General features: G+C 52.8%; 15 protein-coding genes. All 15 read left to right on the top strand.

Features of this window, described 5'->3' with window-relative positions:
- The first annotated feature begins 236 nt into the window (after positions 1–236).
- The 15 genes from HA399_RS10630 (at position 237) to rfbD (ending at position 16,366) form a co-directional block, all read left to right on the top strand.
- Positions 237–1,997, top strand: a complete 1,761-nt coding sequence (locus HA399_RS10630; protein WP_131433033.1) for an SLC13 family permease — start codon at positions 237–239, stop codon at positions 1,995–1,997.
- Positions 1,998–2,088: 91 nt separating this feature from the next.
- On the top strand, positions 2,089–2,937 hold the full coding sequence (cysQ, locus tag HA399_RS10625; RefSeq protein ID WP_404324935.1) for a 3'(2'),5'-bisphosphate nucleotidase CysQ: 849 nt from the start codon (positions 2,089–2,091) through the stop codon (positions 2,935–2,937).
- A 160-nt stretch (positions 2,938–3,097) separates the two neighbouring features.
- Positions 3,098–4,039 (top strand): sulfate adenylyltransferase subunit CysD, encoded by a 942-nt coding sequence (gene cysD / locus HA399_RS10620; RefSeq protein ID WP_404324934.1) that lies wholly within the window; start codon positions 3,098–3,100, stop codon positions 4,037–4,039.
- 158 nt (positions 4,040–4,197) lie between these two features.
- Positions 4,198–6,114: a sulfate adenylyltransferase subunit CysN gene (gene cysN, locus HA399_RS10615; RefSeq protein WP_404324933.1), complete on the top strand. Its 1,917-nt coding sequence runs from the start codon at positions 4,198–4,200 to the stop codon at positions 6,112–6,114.
- Between the two features lie 62 nt (positions 6,115–6,176).
- A complete protein-coding gene (locus HA399_RS10610; protein ID WP_192839359.1) occupies positions 6,177–6,605 on the top strand; it encodes a DVU3141 family protein in 429 nt (142 codons plus the stop codon).
- 251 nt (positions 6,606–6,856) lie between these two features.
- Positions 6,857–8,500 carry a polysaccharide biosynthesis/export family protein gene (locus tag HA399_RS10605; RefSeq protein ID WP_404324932.1) on the top strand — a complete coding sequence of 548 codons (1,644 nt, stop codon included), beginning with the start codon at positions 6,857–6,859 and terminating at the stop codon, positions 8,498–8,500.
- A 14-nt stretch (positions 8,501–8,514) separates the two neighbouring features.
- Positions 8,515–9,369, top strand: coding sequence for an ABC transporter permease (locus HA399_RS10600; RefSeq protein ID WP_404324931.1), 855 nt, complete (start codon positions 8,515–8,517; stop codon positions 9,367–9,369).
- Entirely contained in the window at positions 9,366–10,268 is a 903-nt protein-coding gene (locus tag HA399_RS10595; protein ID WP_404324930.1) for an ABC transporter ATP-binding protein, read from the top strand. The genes HA399_RS10600 and HA399_RS10595 overlap by 4 nt, the downstream gene beginning before the upstream one ends.
- Positions 10,269–10,521: 253 nt before the next feature.
- Positions 10,522–11,385, top strand: coding sequence for a chain-length determining protein (locus HA399_RS10590; protein ID WP_404324929.1), 864 nt, complete (start codon positions 10,522–10,524; stop codon positions 11,383–11,385).
- An 11-nt stretch (positions 11,386–11,396) separates the two neighbouring features.
- Positions 11,397–12,107, top strand: a complete 711-nt coding sequence (locus HA399_RS10585) for a CatB-related O-acetyltransferase (RefSeq protein WP_404324928.1) — start codon at positions 11,397–11,399, stop codon at positions 12,105–12,107.
- Positions 12,097–12,855 (top strand): sulfotransferase family 2 domain-containing protein, encoded by a 759-nt coding sequence (locus tag HA399_RS10580; protein WP_404324927.1) that lies wholly within the window; start codon positions 12,097–12,099, stop codon positions 12,853–12,855. Before HA399_RS10585 ends, HA399_RS10580 begins: the two co-directional genes overlap by 11 nt.
- 19 nt (positions 12,856–12,874) lie before the next feature.
- A complete protein-coding gene (locus HA399_RS10575) occupies positions 12,875–13,777 on the top strand; it encodes a glycosyltransferase family 61 protein (protein ID WP_404324926.1) in 903 nt (300 codons plus the stop codon).
- Positions 13,768–14,382: a sulfotransferase family 2 domain-containing protein gene (locus HA399_RS10570; protein ID WP_404324925.1), complete on the top strand. Its 615-nt coding sequence runs from the start codon at positions 13,768–13,770 to the stop codon at positions 14,380–14,382. Before HA399_RS10575 ends, HA399_RS10570 begins: the two co-directional genes overlap by 10 nt.
- Positions 14,379–15,470, top strand: a complete 1,092-nt coding sequence (gene rfbB, locus HA399_RS10565) for a dTDP-glucose 4,6-dehydratase (RefSeq protein WP_404324924.1) — start codon at positions 14,379–14,381, stop codon at positions 15,468–15,470. The genes HA399_RS10570 and rfbB overlap by 4 nt, the downstream gene beginning before the upstream one ends.
- Positions 15,470–16,366 carry a dTDP-4-dehydrorhamnose reductase gene (rfbD, locus tag HA399_RS10560; RefSeq protein WP_404324922.1) on the top strand — a complete coding sequence of 299 codons (897 nt, stop codon included), beginning with the start codon at positions 15,470–15,472 and terminating at the stop codon, positions 16,364–16,366. Before rfbB ends, rfbD begins: the two co-directional genes overlap by 1 nt.
- The last annotated feature ends 1 nt before the right edge of the window (position 16,367 follow it).

Genomic DNA, 16,367 nt, shown 5'->3' with positions numbered 1-16,367 from the left:
CAATCAAGTCTTTGCTCGCGATATTGGTAGCAGGCAAATGATTAACCTGTGCTTTATTTTGTTTGTCAGCTTTTTCACTGCATGCTTCAGCAGTAATAGCTTTGCTGCTAAAGTGCCACGCTCTGCGATGCATTTTCATTAATGCTTGAGCTTCATATGAACGTGAAGCGCAGGGCTTGACCAGAAGAAGCGGCAGGACGCCAAGGGAACGCTAGTAGATGGAAATCGCGCAGCACATGGATGCTTTTGTCACCCTGGTGGTGACGGTAGGAGTGTTGGCAGGGCTTGTCTGGAATCGTTGGCCGGCGGAGTGGCTGATGATGGCCGCTGCCGTGTCGTTGATACTGCTGGGCGTCATTTCTCCGGCGACCTTCCTGGCCGGGTTCGCCAATCCGGGCATAATGACCATCGGCGCGCTTTTCGTGGTCGCCGCCGGCGTGCAGGAAACCGGGGCGCTGCGCTGGATGCTCGAACGTCTGCTCGGGCGCCCCAGCTCGCCTTCTTCTGCACTGGCACGCCTGATGCCGATCACCTCGCTGCTCAGCGCCTTTTTGAACAACACCCCCGTCGTCGCACTCTTCATTGGCCTGGTTCAGGGCTGGTGCGCGCGCATGAAGATCTCGCCTTCGCGTCTGCTGATGCCCATGAGCTATGCCGCCATTCTCGGCGGCACGTGCACCCTGATCGGCACCAGTACCAATCTGGTCGTCGACGGCCTGCTGCAGTCCCAGGCCAATCTACCCGGGCTCGGCATCTTTGATATCTCTGCACTGGGCGTGCCTGTGCTGATCATCGGCACCCTGTGGATGGTACTGATCGGCTGGCGTTTCCTGCCCCAGCGCAAGGGGCTGGTCGAACAGCTCGGCAATGGGCGCGAGTATTCCGTGGCCATGCGAGTGGCCGACAAGGGGCCGCTGCACGACAAGAGTATCGAAGAGGCGGGCCTGCGCAGTCTTCAATTCGGCTATCTGGCCGAGATCGAACGTTCCGGCAAGCTGCTGTCCATGGTCGGCCCAGACACCATCCTCCAGTCCGGTGATCGCCTCATCTTTGTCGGTGTCGCGGACACCGCGCATGAAGTGCGTGTGTTCCGCGGGCTGGAGAGCGACGCCGCAGGCCTGGACCTGGATCATCACCAGCGCCGCATGGTCGAGGCCGTCATCGCCCCTAGCTCCCCCGTCGTCGGCATGAACGTGCGTGAAGCGCGCTTTCGTACTCGCTATCAATCCGTGATTCTCGCCGTGTCACGCGATGGTGAGCGCATCAACAGCAAGGTCGGTGACATCGTGCTGCGCCCCGGTGACACCTTGTTGCTGGAAGCCGCTGCCGATTTCACGCGCCTGCATCGCTATAACCGCGAATTCCTGCTGGTCAGTACGCTGGATGGCAATGGCATGCCCAACCTCACCAAGGCGCCCATTGCACTTGCCATCATGAGTCTGATGATCATCACGCACCTGGCGGGCATGGCCGAGCTGGTCGAGGCGGCGGTGGCGGCCGCCATTCTGATGGTCTTCACCGGCTGCCTCCCGGCCTCGCAGGCGCGCGCCAGCATCGATGGCAGCGTGCTGGTCGTCATTGCCGCTGCCCTGGGGCTGGGACAGGCGATGACCGACAGTGGTGCGGCCCAGATGGTGGCGGACCAGCTCATGCAGCTGGGCGGCGGCTCGCCGCTTTTGATGCTGGCACTCGTCTATCTCACCACGACACTATTTACCGAGATCATCACCAACAACGCCGCCGCCGTGTTGATGTTTCCGATCGCCATGGCGGTCAGCGAGCAGCTGGGGGTCTCATTGATGCCCTATGCGATTGCCATCATGTTCGCGGCCTCGGCCAGTTTTCTCACCCCGCTGGGCTATCAGACCAACCTGATGGTGATGGGCCCGGGGGGCTACAAGGTGTCCGATTACATGAAGGTCGGTTTGCCGATGAGCCTCATCGTCGGCGTCACATCGGTCACTCTGATTCCGCTGATCTGGCCCTTTACGGGCTGAGCCATGCTCTGCTTCGTCTGGCAGCCGCTGGCGAGCGTTCCCCTTTTACATCGCCAGCCTGGCTGGCGAATTCACACTGACAGGAAGGCACATGACGGATACGACAGTGAGCACGACCGACAGCACGACACGCGCCATGTTGAATGCGTTGGAGGCCATTGCTCGCAAGGCGGGCGCTGCCATCATGGTGATCTACGAGAGCGGTGACTTCACGGTCGACATGAAGTCGGATGATTCCCCGCTGACCACGGCAGACCGTGCAGCGCACGCCGTCATCGTCGACGGTCTGAAGGCCATGGACGCCGAATTCGGCGCCACGCCGATCCTGTCCGAGGAAGACGCGGACATCAGCTGGGACGTGCGCAGTGACTGGACGCGTTACTGGCTGGTCGATCCGCTGGATGGCACCAAGGAATTCATCAAGCGCAATGGCGAATTCACCGTCAACATCGCGCTGATCGAGCAGGGCGTGCCGACCATGGGCGTCGTCTATGCGCCGGCCATCGAGACGCTCTACGTCGGTGCCCAGCAGGGCGAAGGCCAGGCCGCCATCGCCGAGAAGCAGGTTGGCGAGGGTGAGCGTCAGGCCATCGCCGTCAGTGACGTGCCGAGCAGCACCGACAGCTGGCGCATCGTCGGGAGCCGCTCTCACCAGAGCGAAGAATTCAAGGCGTTCGTCGCCGACTTCGCTGCCTGCGATATCGTCGCCATGGGCAGCTCACTGAAGCTGTGCCTGGTGGCGGAAGGGGCGGCAGATCTCTACCCACGCCTCGGCCCGACCTGTGAATGGGATACCGGTGCCGCGCATGCGGTGGTCGAAGCCGCGGGTGGTCAGGTGCTGAATGCCGAGACCCGTCAGGCGCTGCGCTACAACCAGCATGACAGCGTGCTCAACCCCTATTTCATCGTCTGTGCCAAGCCGGCCGCTCCCTGGGCATGAACCAGGCGCTAGACAGAGGGTAGGCAAGCGTCATGGGACTGACGCCAGAAGATGTCAGTCTCGTGTCAAAGATACTATGTTCTCTTCGCAGCGAGTGTCGTGTGTCAGCGTGTGCGAAGAGGATAAGGACAACTAGCAGAGTGATCTCAAGGAACCTGTAATGACTGCATCATCTACGGCCGACAAGCTCGGCATCACACCGGAACGTCAGACCCACCTCAAGCAGCTTGAGGCCGAATCCATTCACATCATCCGTGAAGTGGCAGCGGAATTTGCCAATCCGGTCATGCTGTATTCCATCGGCAAGGATTCCGCCGTCATGCTGCACCTGGCGCGCAAGGCCTTTGCGCCGGGCGTGCCGCCGTTCCCGCTGATGCACGTCAACACCACCTGGAAATTCCAGGAAATGATCAAGTTCCGCGACGAGATGGCCGCGGAAGTCGGCATGGAGTTGATCGAGCACATCAACCAGGAAGGCGTCGAGGCGGGCATCAACCCGTTCGATCACGGCAGTGCCAAGTACACCGACATCATGAAGACCGCTAGTCTCAAGCAGGCACTCGACAAGCACGGCTTCGATGCTGCCTTCGGTGGTGCACGTCGTGATGAGGAAGCCTCGCGGGCCAAGGAGCGTGTCTACTCCTTCCGTGATCAGTACCACCGTTGGGACCCCAAGAATCAGCGTCCGGAGCTGTGGAACATCTACAACTCCAAGATCAACAAGGGTGAGTCCATCCGCGTCTTCCCGCTCTCCAACTGGACCGAGCTGGACATCTGGCAGTACATCTATCTCGAGTCCATCAAGATCGTGCCGCTTTACTACTCCGCCGTGCGTCCGGTGGTGAAGCGTGACGGCCTCGACATCATGGTCGACGACGACCGTCTGCCGCTCAAGGAAGGCGAAGTGCCGGAAATGAAGTCCGTGCGCTTCCGTACCCTGGGTTGCTACCCGCTGACCGGCGCCGTGGAATCCACCGCCGCGACCCTGCCGGAAATCATCCAGGAAATGCTGCTGACGCGTACCAGTGAGCGCTCCGGTCGTGCCATCGATCACGACCAGGCAGGCTCGATGGAGAAGAAGAAGCGCGAAGGTTATTTCTAGGATTCATCCCCAGAAATTGCTTCAACTGGCCTCTAAGGGCCATGACGCGCCTCAAGGCATGCAGGACTCTACAAATTGACAGGACGAGGGATGTCCTCAGCGCTGGAAGCGTCGCACGCCACAAGACGCTCGCGCCGGACAGGCCTCGTTCAGGGAGAATGACAGTGTCACACCAGTCGACGATGATCGCGGAAAATATCGAAGCCTATCTCAAGGAACACGAGCAGAAAGACCTGCTGCGTTTCATCACCTGCGGCAGCGTGGATGACGGCAAGTCGACCCTGATCGGTCGCCTGCTTCACGACTCCAAGATGATCTATGAAGATCAGCTGGCCGCCATCACCCGCGATTCCAAGAAGAGCGGTACCACCGGCAAGGTCGATCTGGCGCTGCTGGTCGATGGCCTGCAGTCCGAGCGTGAGCAGGGCATCACCATCGATGTCGCCTACCGCTACTTCTCCACCGACAAGCGCAAGTTCATCATCGCCGATACCCCGGGGCACGAGCAGTACACCCGCAACATGGCGACCGGGGCGTCCACCGCGAGCCTGGCGATCATCCTGATCGATGCGCGTTATGGCGTGCAGACCCAGACCCGTCGCCACAGCTACATCTGCTCGCTGCTGGGCATTCAGCACCTGGTGGTCGCGGTCAACAAGATGGATATCGTCGACTACTCCCAGGAACGCTTCGACGAGATCGTCGCGGACTACAAGGCGTTCGCCAAGGACCTGGAAGTCCCGGATATCCGCTTCGTGCCGCTGTCCGCGCTGGAAGGCGACAACGTCGTCTCCATCAGCGAGCACACCCCGTGGTACGACGATGCCGCCTACGAAGCGCGTCCGCTGATGGACATCCTCGAGACCGTCGATGTCACCGAGGACAGCAACCTGACCGACCTGCGCTTCCCGGTGCAGTACGTCAACCGCCCGAACCTCAACTTCCGTGGCTACTGCGGCACCCTGGCCGCCGGTACCGTCTCACCGGGTCAGCAGATCAAGGTTCTGCCCTCCGGCAGCACCTCCACCGTCGAGCGTATCGTCACCTTCGATGGCGATCTCGACATCGCCTGGCCGGGTCAGGCCGTCACGCTGACGCTGACCGACGAGATCGATATCTCGCGTGGCGACATGATCGTCGCCGAAGATTCCGACCTGGAACCGTGCACCGCCTTCACCGCGGACGTGGTGTGGATGCATGAGGACCCGCTGATCGTCGGCAAGGAATACGAGCTCAAGCTCGGCACGTCCAGTGTCATCGGTCGCGTCGGTCGCATCATCCACCAGACCGACGTCAACACCATGGCGCGCAACGAAGCGGAGAACATCCCGCTCAACGGCATCGCTCGCGTGCAGGTCGAACTGACCCAGCCGCTGGCCATGGACAGCTACCAGCGTTCACCGCATACCGGCAGCTTCGTGTTCATTGACCGCCTGTCCAACATCACCATCGGTGCGGGCATGGTCAAGGAGACCCTGAGTGCCAGCAACATCGTGTGGCACGACATGGCGGTCACGAAGCAGCGCCGCGCCGATCGCAACAAGCAGAAGCCGTGCATCATCTGGTTCACCGGCCTGTCCGGTGCCGGCAAGTCCACCGCCGCCAATGCGCTGGAGCGTCAGCTGTTCGCCATGGGCTACAACACCTACTTGCTGGACGGCGACAACGTGCGTCACGGCCTGTGTGGGGATCTGGGCTTCAGCGAAGACGACCGCGCCGAGAACATCCGTCGTGTCGGCGAAGTTGCCAAGCTGATGGTCGATGCCGGCATGATCACCCTGGTCAGCTTCATCTCGCCGTTCCAGGCTGATCGCCAGACCGTGCGCGACATGGTCGGCACCGACGAGTTCATCGAAGTCTTCGTCAACACGCCGATCAGCGTCTGCGAAGAGCGTGATCCCAAGGGCCTGTACCGCAAGGCGCGTGCCGGTGAGATCAGCGACTTCACCGGCATCAGCTCGCCGTATGAAGCGCCGGAGAACCCGGAAATCGAGATCAACACGGGTGAACTGAGCCTCGAGCAGACCGCACTCAAGCTGGTCAATCAGCTCAAGCACTACAACGTCATCGGCTGATGCATTCACGCCGATCAGCCCTCGCCGCAAGGCGGGGGCGTTTGCCGTTTCAGGACTCACATATGACTTTATCCCGATTCAAACAGCGCTTGCCGCATGTCGTGCGTCTCGCGGCAGTAGCAGGCCTGGCACTGGCCATCACCGGTTGCGCGACCTCCTATCCGGAATCCACCGGTGCCGGCAGCACCAACCTGGCCAACCTGACCGGCGCTGCGTCGCTGCCGGCGGATGTCTCGTCATTTCTCGACAGCGCGGCCCCCGGCAGCGTGATTGCCGTGCCGACCAGCCCCTGGGGCAGCAATGTCGAAGTGGTCGCCCATGAGCGCTACTTCGCGGCCAGCGGGCGTATCTGTCGTGAGCTGACGGTTTCCAATCAGCGTGATCTGCCCAGCAAGGAACTGGCGTGCCGTACCAGCAACGACGGCAAGGCCGGTGAGGGCACCTGGGTGACCCAGCGGTTGGTGACCGGCCTGCTGGAAGAGGCCCGCTGAGGAGCTTTTCAATAACTTCTCAGCAACTTCTCGGCACCTTCTCGCTGAAAGGCCCGCACCTGGCTTGGCGTGAAACGACGATTGCAGGAAGCAGGCTAGTGTGACCGGCACTGTCATTCCTGACCGACGCTGCACTATTTTTTGCACGATTTTCTTTGCACTACGAGGGGCCTAGCCCGATGACAATTTCCAGATTCTTGCTCCGGGCCGGGTGCCTGGTGGCGGTAGCGTGCCTGAACGCCAGCCCTGCCATGGCAGCCGGCCTGGACAGTGGTTCCATCCTGTCCAGCAACGACCAGGCCTCCAGCATCCCGCAAAAGACGGATAGTGTAGAAGACAAGGCGCGTGCCGATTGGCGCAGCGGGACTTACGGGCCGCTGACCTCTCGTGCGCAGACCGACCCTGATTCCCTGCCGCCGTTCGGCGAAAACCTCTTCACCGGTGGCTTCCGCGGCATGATGGCCGATGGCCTCAACAGCAGCTACACCATCAAGCCGGGTGACCAGATCACCCTGCGTGTCTGGGGTGGGGTCGAGATGGAGTCCGTGCTGCCTGTCGATGCGCAGGGCAACATCTTCCTGCCGGGCATCGGTCCGGTGAAGGTGCAGGGCACCACCAATGCCCAGCTGGATGGCAAGGTACGCAGCGCCATTCAAGAGGTGTACCCCGAGAACGTCAGCGTCTACACCAACCTGCAGGGCGTGCAGCCGGTGGGCGTCTTCGTCACCGGGTATGTCAAGAATCCGGGCCGCTACGCCGGTACCCCGAATGATTCCATGCTGTATTTCCTCGATCAGGCCGGCGGCATCGATCAGGCACTGGGCAGCTACCGCAAGATCAAGATCAAGCGCAATGGCCGCGTCATCAATACGGTCGATCTGTATGACTTTCTGATCAATGGCGAGATCGCTCGTCCGCAGTTCCGTGATGGCGATACCGTCGTCGTCGAGGAGCGTGGCCCGGCGATCAGCGTGGTCGGGGATGTCGAGCGTGATTATCGCTATGAGCTCACCGACTCGCGTCTGAGTGGCGAAGACGTCCTGAACCTGGCGCGCCTCAAGTCAGGTGTCTCTCACGTGCTGCTGCGTGGCTCACGTCCCGACGGCCCCATCTCGCGCTATCTGCCGGTGACGGAATTCCGTGATGCTGATGTGCGTGCAGGGGATGAGGTGCTGTTCAGTGCCGACCAACGTGACGAGACCATCGTCGTGCAGCTGGAAGGCAGCTTCTATGGCCCGTCGCGTTATGCACTGCCGCGCGATGCCCACCTGGGGGAATTGCTCAATGCCGTCGGGGTGCCGAAAGGACTGACCGATTACCAGAGCGTTTCCATCCGTCGTGAAAGCGTCAAGGAACAGCAGGCGCAGGCACTGCAGGATAGCCTCAAGCGTCTTCAGGCCACCTATCTCGGCGCGTCTTCCTCGACCACTGAAGAATCCGAGCTTCGTGTACAGGAAGCCGAGATGATCGAGAAGTTCGTCGAGCAGGCGAAGAAGGAAGAGCCGACCGGGCGACTGGTCGTGGCACGTGAAGACGGCAACATCGCCGATGTACGCCTGCAGGATGGCGATGTCATCACCATTCCGGAAATCAGTGATTCCCTGCTGATCAGTGGCGAAGTCGTGGTGCCTCAGGCCATGGTCTACACCCAGGGCATGACGGTGATGGACTATATCAACAGCGCCGGTGGCTTCACGCAGCACGCGGATGAAGACCAGATCCTGGTGGTACGTCAGAACGGTGCCGTGCGTCGTGCCGAGGAAGTCGAGCTGCGCTCGGGTGATCAGATTCTGGTACTGCCGGAACCGCCGACCAAGAACCTGCAGCTGGCCACCAGCATCACGCAGATTCTCTATCAGGTCGCCGTCGCCACCAAAGTCGCGATAGACCTCTGATCATGGCTAGTGACATGAACGATGACATGAACGGTGAGATAAACACGCCAACTGAACGCCCATCTGGCGACAAGAAGAGCGGGCCCAAGGCCCGCTCCGCCTGGGCTGTGACGCGCAGTGTCTGGTTCGCCATGTTCATGCGCGAAGCCATCGGCCGCACCATGACTGACCGCATGGGCTGGTTCTGGATGATCGCCGAGCCGGCGGCCTTCTTGCTTATCATGATTGGGATACGCAGCTTTATTCGCGGTGATAGCCTAGTAGTAAATGCCCCCTTTATCCCTTGGATGCTTGTCGGCATGATGGGTTTTTTCCTGGTCAGGGAAGGAATGCAGCAAGGCTTGGGGGCTATCAATGCCAACAAGGCTTTGTTTGCCTATCGCCAAGTGCATCCTATTGATGGAGTTCTGGTACGTAATATATTAGACGGCCTGATACGTACCGCGATTTTCCTGCTGTTCATGGTCGGTGGCTTGATGCTAGGTACGGACTTCCGTCCCGACAATGGCTTCCAGGCTATCGGTGGCTGGATGTCACTGTGGTTGCTTGGCCTAGGGCTGGGGTTGGTGACGTCAGTACTGGGCACTTTAATCCTCGAGGTTGCCAAGATTATTAGAATGGTTACCTTACCATTGTTGATCATTTCGGGGGTCATAATGCCACTCAATCAGCTACCACATTACTTGTTGGATTACCTGATGCTCAACCCAATCGTGCATGGTCTTGAATATATTCGTCATGGCTTCTTTGATGGGTATAAGGTAGTGCATGGTACCAGTATGACTTATTTCTGGGCGTGGACGTTGTCAGCTTTAGCCCTAGGCTTGCTTATGCACGTACGATTTAAGGAGCGTTTGAAAAGCCAATGATTGAAATCCAGAATCTTTCCAAGCGTTATTATTACTCTCACTATAATCAGATTGGTGATCACTGGGTACTTAAGGATATCAATCTCACCATTCCGACAGGTGTCAGTGTAGGGCTAGTGGGAGCCAATGGCGCGGGTAAGTCGACGTTATTGCGTTTAATCGCGGGTATGGACACTCCTCAAAAAGGAAAAGTGATTCGGCACTCAAGAGTTTCATGGCCAATTGGTCTTGCAGCAGGCTTACAAAGCAGTATGACAGGGCGCCAAAATGTCAAGTTTGTCGCTCGGATGCATGGCTCTCAGTATGATATTAATAGCATTATTGAGAGCGTACAGGATTTTGCGGAGATTGGATCAGCCTTTGATGAGCCGATACGTACCTACTCTTCGGGTATGCGCTCCAGGCTCAACTTTGGGTTATCACTAGCATTTGATTATGACGTTTATCTATCAGATGAGGCAACTGCTGTTGGAGATAGAGCTTTTAAAGCCAAGGCTGCAAAAGCATTCAAGGACAAGGTAGGAAAGGCTAGCTTGATCATGGTGTCGCATGGTGTCGGCATATTGAAAGAGCTTTGTCAAGCAGGCATCTACTTACGTAATGGTCACGCACTCTGGTTTGATGATATTAATGATGCTATTGCAGCCTATTACAGTGATAGCGACTCGTCTGTTTTAGCGCGTAAATTATATACCCTTGAGTTAGAAAACGATATTACTTTATTTAAGGCTAACGAGTTTTTAAAAGAAGCTAAAGTGCATTTTGATGGCCTACAAATAGCTTTTGATCAGCTACCGCAACAAGTTTCGAAAAAAGAGTACCAAGCTGCTAGGAATACACTTGATGAAGCCCGTGAAACCTTACACGGTGCTAGGCGTCTAGTGCAAAGGCTAAAATAATAGTTGGTTAAAATTAAGACAAGGTGGTTATATGGTTAAATGGATAAAGCGACAGCCACAATGGTTTGTCGCTATAGTTATAATAGCTATAGCGAGTTTTTACTGGAGTTTATGGGCGGAGGATCGTTTTGTATCAAAAGCTACTGTGGTGCTGGAAAGTCCGCAGATTAGCTCATATAGCGAGGTGAGTTTCGGATCGCTACTATCCGGTAGCCAGACCGATAGTGACCTTCTACTTCTTCGGGAATATCTCATGAGCACAGATATGCTCAAGAAAGTACAAGATAAACTAAATTTTCGTGCTCATTATAGTCAGCATGGTGACTACTTTGCACGCTTGGGCGATGCCGATGTCACGATTGAAGAGCTCCATGACTACTACCTTGAACGTGTCAGTGTCGAGATGGATGAATATTCCGGTGTACTGAACATCGAAGTACAGGCTTGGTCACCTGAATTTGCGCAGAAATTCGCACAGCTGCTGCTAGTGGAAGGCGAGCGCCACATGAATGAGATGGGGCAACGTCTGGCAGAAGACCAGGTTAAATTTCTTAATAAGCAAGTTTCATTTCTAGAAGACAATTTCGAACAATCCCGTCAGGATTTGTTAGATTACCAAAATGAAAATGGCTTGGTATCACCGACCCAAACTGTACAAAGTTTAAATACCGTGGTCTCTTCATTGGAAGCTCAGCTCGCCACCTATAAGGCGCGTAAGAGTGCTTTGGGAAGTTATCAAAGCCAGCGCTCCAGCGAAATGGTACGTGTCGAAAGTGAAATTAATGCGCTCAAGAAGCAGATAGATTTGGAAAAGGAGCGCTTGGCACGTCAGTCCGGGAATGCCCTTAACAGCGTTTCTAGTCAGTATGAAACGCTACAACTACGCGCTGATTTTGCTAAGCAGACCTATTCCAACGCTTTGGCTGCTTTGGAAAATACCCGTATTGAGGCCGCTCGCAAGCTCAAGCAGGTCAGTATCCTGCAAAGTCCGATATTGCCGGAGTACCCAGAACAGCCAGAACGCCTTTATAATATTACTATTTTTGCATTGGTTGTGATTTTCTTAGGATTTATAACAAGCATGCTTATATTGATAGTTAAAGACCATAGAGATTAACGGGAGGAAGTGTGATTATAAATAAAGCTGGCATTGATAATTTGCATTCATTGGGGCTAGAGGTATTTGGTGCACATAGAAATATACCTAATGACTTTAAATTCCAAGCACCATCTGGGATTAAGTTCACTAATATAGATCAGGCTGTATCACTAGGTGCATACTCTTATATCGTTAGTGGGTATTTATGTGGTGTGGATATAGGAAATTACTGTTCATTTGGCGAAAATGTGCAGATAGGGAGACAAAGTCATCCAATAAATTGGGTTTCTACTAGTCCTTTTATGTATTTGAGGCATGATAAAATACTTTCTTGCGCAAAAGAAAATAAAAATAAGTTTAATAATACAAAACCACCAACTAGTTTGGTAAAAACAGAAATTGGGAATGATGTTTGGATAGGGCATGGAGCTTTGATTTTACCTGGAGTGAAGATTGGTACAGGCTCTATAATTGCTGCAGGATCTGTAGTAACCAAATCTGTAGAGCCCTATTCAATAGTGGGCGGAAATCCTGCTAAGTTCATTAGATTTAGAGTCCCTGTTGAGTATATTAAACCGTTGTTAAATTCTAAATGGTGGGAGTATACAGCAGAAGCTCTGCTTGAGTTTGATCATTCTGATATGAACGGATTTTTAACACAATTTGATGTAAAAAAACATAAGTTACCAAAAATTGAGAGTAATTCTATAACAATCGGAGATTGCTTTAGTGAAAAATAAACTAGTTTTTTTGCATATCCCTAAAACTGCAGGTCAAGCTGTACATGCAGCATTACAAAAAAGCTTTGGAGAAAACAATGTTTCTAAGATTAGAATAAACTCTCATTTTGAAGATTTAGAAAAGGTTAATGATTATCAAGAGATAGTATATTCTGGCCACATAGATTGGGAGAAAGCGGAAAAAATTCCTGGTGATAAAGTATACTTTACTATTTTGCGTGAACCTACAGAGAGAATACTTTCATATTACCATTATATAAGGAGTGAAGCTAGTAAGCTAGATGATGAAGAGCTAAATTCGCCTAATAGAATAGGTATGAAAAAAGCCTTAAAATGTAGTCCGAATGAATATTTTTGTTCATCGGATCCTTCTTTTAAAAAATTTATTGATAGTCATTACGACAATTTTTATGTGCGATTCTTTTCGAAGAAAAGATATAATAATAATGATTACGACTCCGAGCAACACGCAGTTAAATTGGCTATGGCAAATCTAAATAGACTAGATGCAATATATACGGTTAGCAATTGGGGACTTGTTTCAGATCTTATTAAAAGTAATTTCGATGTAAATCCTATTGTTGATGCTAATGTAAGGCATAATGTAGGGGATGGCCTCAGCACAAATGATAGACTTCTTATGCTTCATGACATTGGTGAAGCTGACCTAGCGATTAAGAGAATTAAAACTATGGTTAAATTAGATAATATAGTTTATAATTACGCTATTTCTCTAAACTCGCTGTAGCGCACTAGAGGGATTTTTGATGCCTACTATAGTATATCCATACCTTGCGAAAGTTGATGATGGTAAAATAGTCGGTTGGCATGGAGGCTTTGATAATAAAAAAGATTTTTACAAATTCGGCTTAAAGCGTCCCAATGCAATATTTGGTGAAATGGCACTAAAACCAATATCTCAAGCAAAAAATAATAAAGTCGGTGAAAATGTATATTGCGGAGTTATGTTCCCTTATTTCGGACATTTTATTTTAGAGACGTTATCATGCCTGCCCTATGTTCAACCTGAAGATAATTTAGTCTTTAGCAATCTTGGTAAGGGTGATATATTAGATTGGCAAAAAGAAATATTAACTTTTATCGGTATTGCTGACCGAGTACTTCTGGTAAATAAAGAGCCTGTTGAGTTTGATAGTCTTAAGCATGTGCCGCAAGCTAGCATTATAAATTCTTACATAGGTAAGGATTTAATTGAGTATGCTTCGAAGATTAATTCTTGTAATGTTTTAATGGATGAGGATAATTACAAAAAAATATATTTGAGTCGTAGTAAAGTTAAAAACGCTAACTCAGTTGAGGAGCTGAAACTGGAGGAGTATTTTAAATCTATTGGATTTAAAATAATTTACCCAGAGAAGATTTCTTTCAAAGAACAGGTCGAAATTTATCGTAGAGCGAATACAATAGTTTCTATAGAAGGCTCTGCGTTACACACTCTTATCTTTACATCTCATAAGTTAAAACTTTATGTTATTCCAAGAAGAAAAGAATTGGCGCATAATTTTTTGCTGCAATTTTTTATGCAGAATAATATTTGCTTAAACATACTTTCTGATTTTTCTGGTAATGCTGCTAATTTTAGTGCTAAACCTCAATTGGATACTGAAGCTATAATAGATTATTTTGAGGGAGAGTTACAGTGCCAATAATTTACAAAGATGATATTAGTATATTTTTTTTTCACATACCTAAATGTGCAGGTACCAGTATAGAAAAAGCATTTGTCAATAATGATTTCTTAATGGATCTACACAATCCTAAGCACGCATACAAGCCTCTATCGAGGCTTTTTAAATGCTCTCCTCAGCATTATCATTACAACATGGTCTCAAGTATTGTCGATTTATCTTCTTTCGATTACTGTTTCACCGTCATTCGTGATCCAATTGATAGGTTAATCTCTGAATATAAAATGAGGGCTAAGCACCATGTCAACCCCCCCGGTTTTAATGTTTGGCTTAAGCGAATAAATTCTCTTTATAAGAAAAACCCTTTTATATTGGATAATCATATCAGGCCGCAATCTGATTTTATTGGGGGCGAAGTTAAAGTTTTTGATCTGTCTCAAGGGTTAGGTAATATTTTTAATGATGTCGAGCGTGAGCTTGGAATCACCCTACACGGAGCAAGTCATTCTCATGCGAGTCATGGTAGTGAGTTATCAAACTTTAGTATAAATAAAACCGATCTAAATGAAGAAGATTTTGAAATAATCGAAAATTTATACTCTAGTGATATGGAGCTGTTTGAATGAAAAGCGACAAATTATTAAGCCTTTTGGTTACCGGTGGTGCCGGCTTCATTGGCTCTGCAGTTGTCCGTGAGCTGATTCGCTCCACACAACATACTGTCATCAACCTCGATGCGCTGACCTACGCCGGTAACTTAGAATCCTTGGCGGATGTCGCGAATTCCGACCGCTATCACTTCGTGCAGGCTGATATCTGCGATGGCGAAAAGATGAAGGAAGTCTTTGCGGAATTCCAGCCGGATATCGTGATGCACCTGGCGGCCGAGAGCCACGTGGATCGCTCCATCGATGGCCCAGCGGATTTCATCGAGACGAATATCGTCGGTACCTATCAGTTGCTGGAAGCGGCGCGTCAGTATTGGAAGGGTTTGAAGGAGACTGATGCCGAGAAGGCCGCGGGCTTCCGCTTCCATCACATCTCCACCGATGAGGTGTATGGCGATCTGGAAGGGCCGGAAGATCTCTTCACCGAGACGACGCCCTATGCGCCGAGTTCACCGTACTCAGCCAGCAAGGCGAGTTCAGATCACCTCGTACGTGCCTGGCAGCGTACCTATGGCATGCCGACGTTGGTGACAAACTGCTCCAACAATTATGGCCCCTACCACTTCCCCGAAAAGCTCATCCCGCTGATGATTCTGAATGCTCTGGCGGGCAGGGCGCTGCCGGTGTACGGCGATGGCAAGCAGGTACGTGACTGGTTATATGTGGAAGACCATGCCCGTGCGCTGATCAAGGTTGCCATCGAAGGAGAAATCGCCGAAACCTACAACATCGGTGGTCATAACGAGAAGCAGAACATCGAAGTCGTCAAGACACTGTGTGCACTGCTGGAAGAGCTGGTACCCGAGAAGCCCGCTGGCATTGCCAAATATGAAGACCTGATCAGTTACGTGACGGATCGCCCTGGTCACGATGTGCGCTATGCCATCGATGCCGCCAAGATCGAACGTGAGTTGGGCTGGGTGCCGCAGGAAACCTTCGAGACAGGCCTGCGCAAGACGGTCGAGTGGTATCTGGCCAATGAGAGCTGGTGGCAGCGCGTGCAGGATGGCAGCTACCGTGGTGAACGCCTGGGTACCGGGAGCTGATGATGACGACTTCCCATCGCTTTGGACGCATTCTGATTCTGGGTGGCAATGGCCAGGTCGGGTTTGAGTTGCAACGCAGCTTCGCTCCCTTCGGCGAGGTGCATGCACCGCGCCGCCACGACGTCGATGCCAGTGATCTTGATGCTGTCGCCGCACTGATTGACACCTGGCAGCCCCAGTTGATCCTCAATGCAGCGGCTTGGACGGCCGTCGACAAGGCAGAAGAGGAGCGCGAGGGCGCCATGCGTCTCAATGCCGAGCTGCCGGCATTGCTGGCACAGAAGGCCAGCGCGCTGGACGCAACACTGGTGCATTACTCCTCGGACTATGTCTATCCCGGTGATGGTGACCAGGCCTGGCGCGAAGATAGCCCGACGGCGCCACTGTCAGTCTATGGGGAAAGCAAGCTGGCAGGCGATGAGGCGGTACTTGCAAGTGACTGCCGTCATCTGGTGTTCCGTACCAGTTGGGTCTATGCCGCTCGCGGTAACAACTTCATGAAGACGATGCTCAAGCTGGGGCGCGAGCGTGACAGCCTCAACATCGTCAATGACCAGATCGGCGCACCGACACCGGCGCGTCTGATTGCGCAGCTTACCTGTGAGGCGTTGTGTCAGCAGATAGCTAATGGTCTGTATCACCTAGCCCCGCAGGGCACCACCAGCTGGCATGGCTTTGCCCAGTCCATCTTCCGTCTGGCCATCGAGCAGGGCGAACGTCTGGCGATAAACCCGGAGACGCTGGGTGGCATCCCGACGGCAGAGTACCCGACGCCTGCGGCACGTCCTTTGAATTCGAAATTAAGTTTGGAGAAAATCGAAACAGCACTAAACATAAAACTCCCCAATTGGGATAAACAGCTAAAATTAACTCTACAAGAAAATCTGTCTTCGTGAT

Source organism: Cobetia sp. UIB-001 (genome assembly GCF_044789135.1).
In the GTDB taxonomy this organism is placed as follows: domain Bacteria; phylum Pseudomonadota; class Gammaproteobacteria; order Pseudomonadales; family Halomonadaceae; genus Cobetia; species Cobetia amphilecti.
The sequence above is the reverse complement of the archived record's forward strand: the minus strand, read 5'-3'. Positions and strand labels throughout refer to the sequence as shown.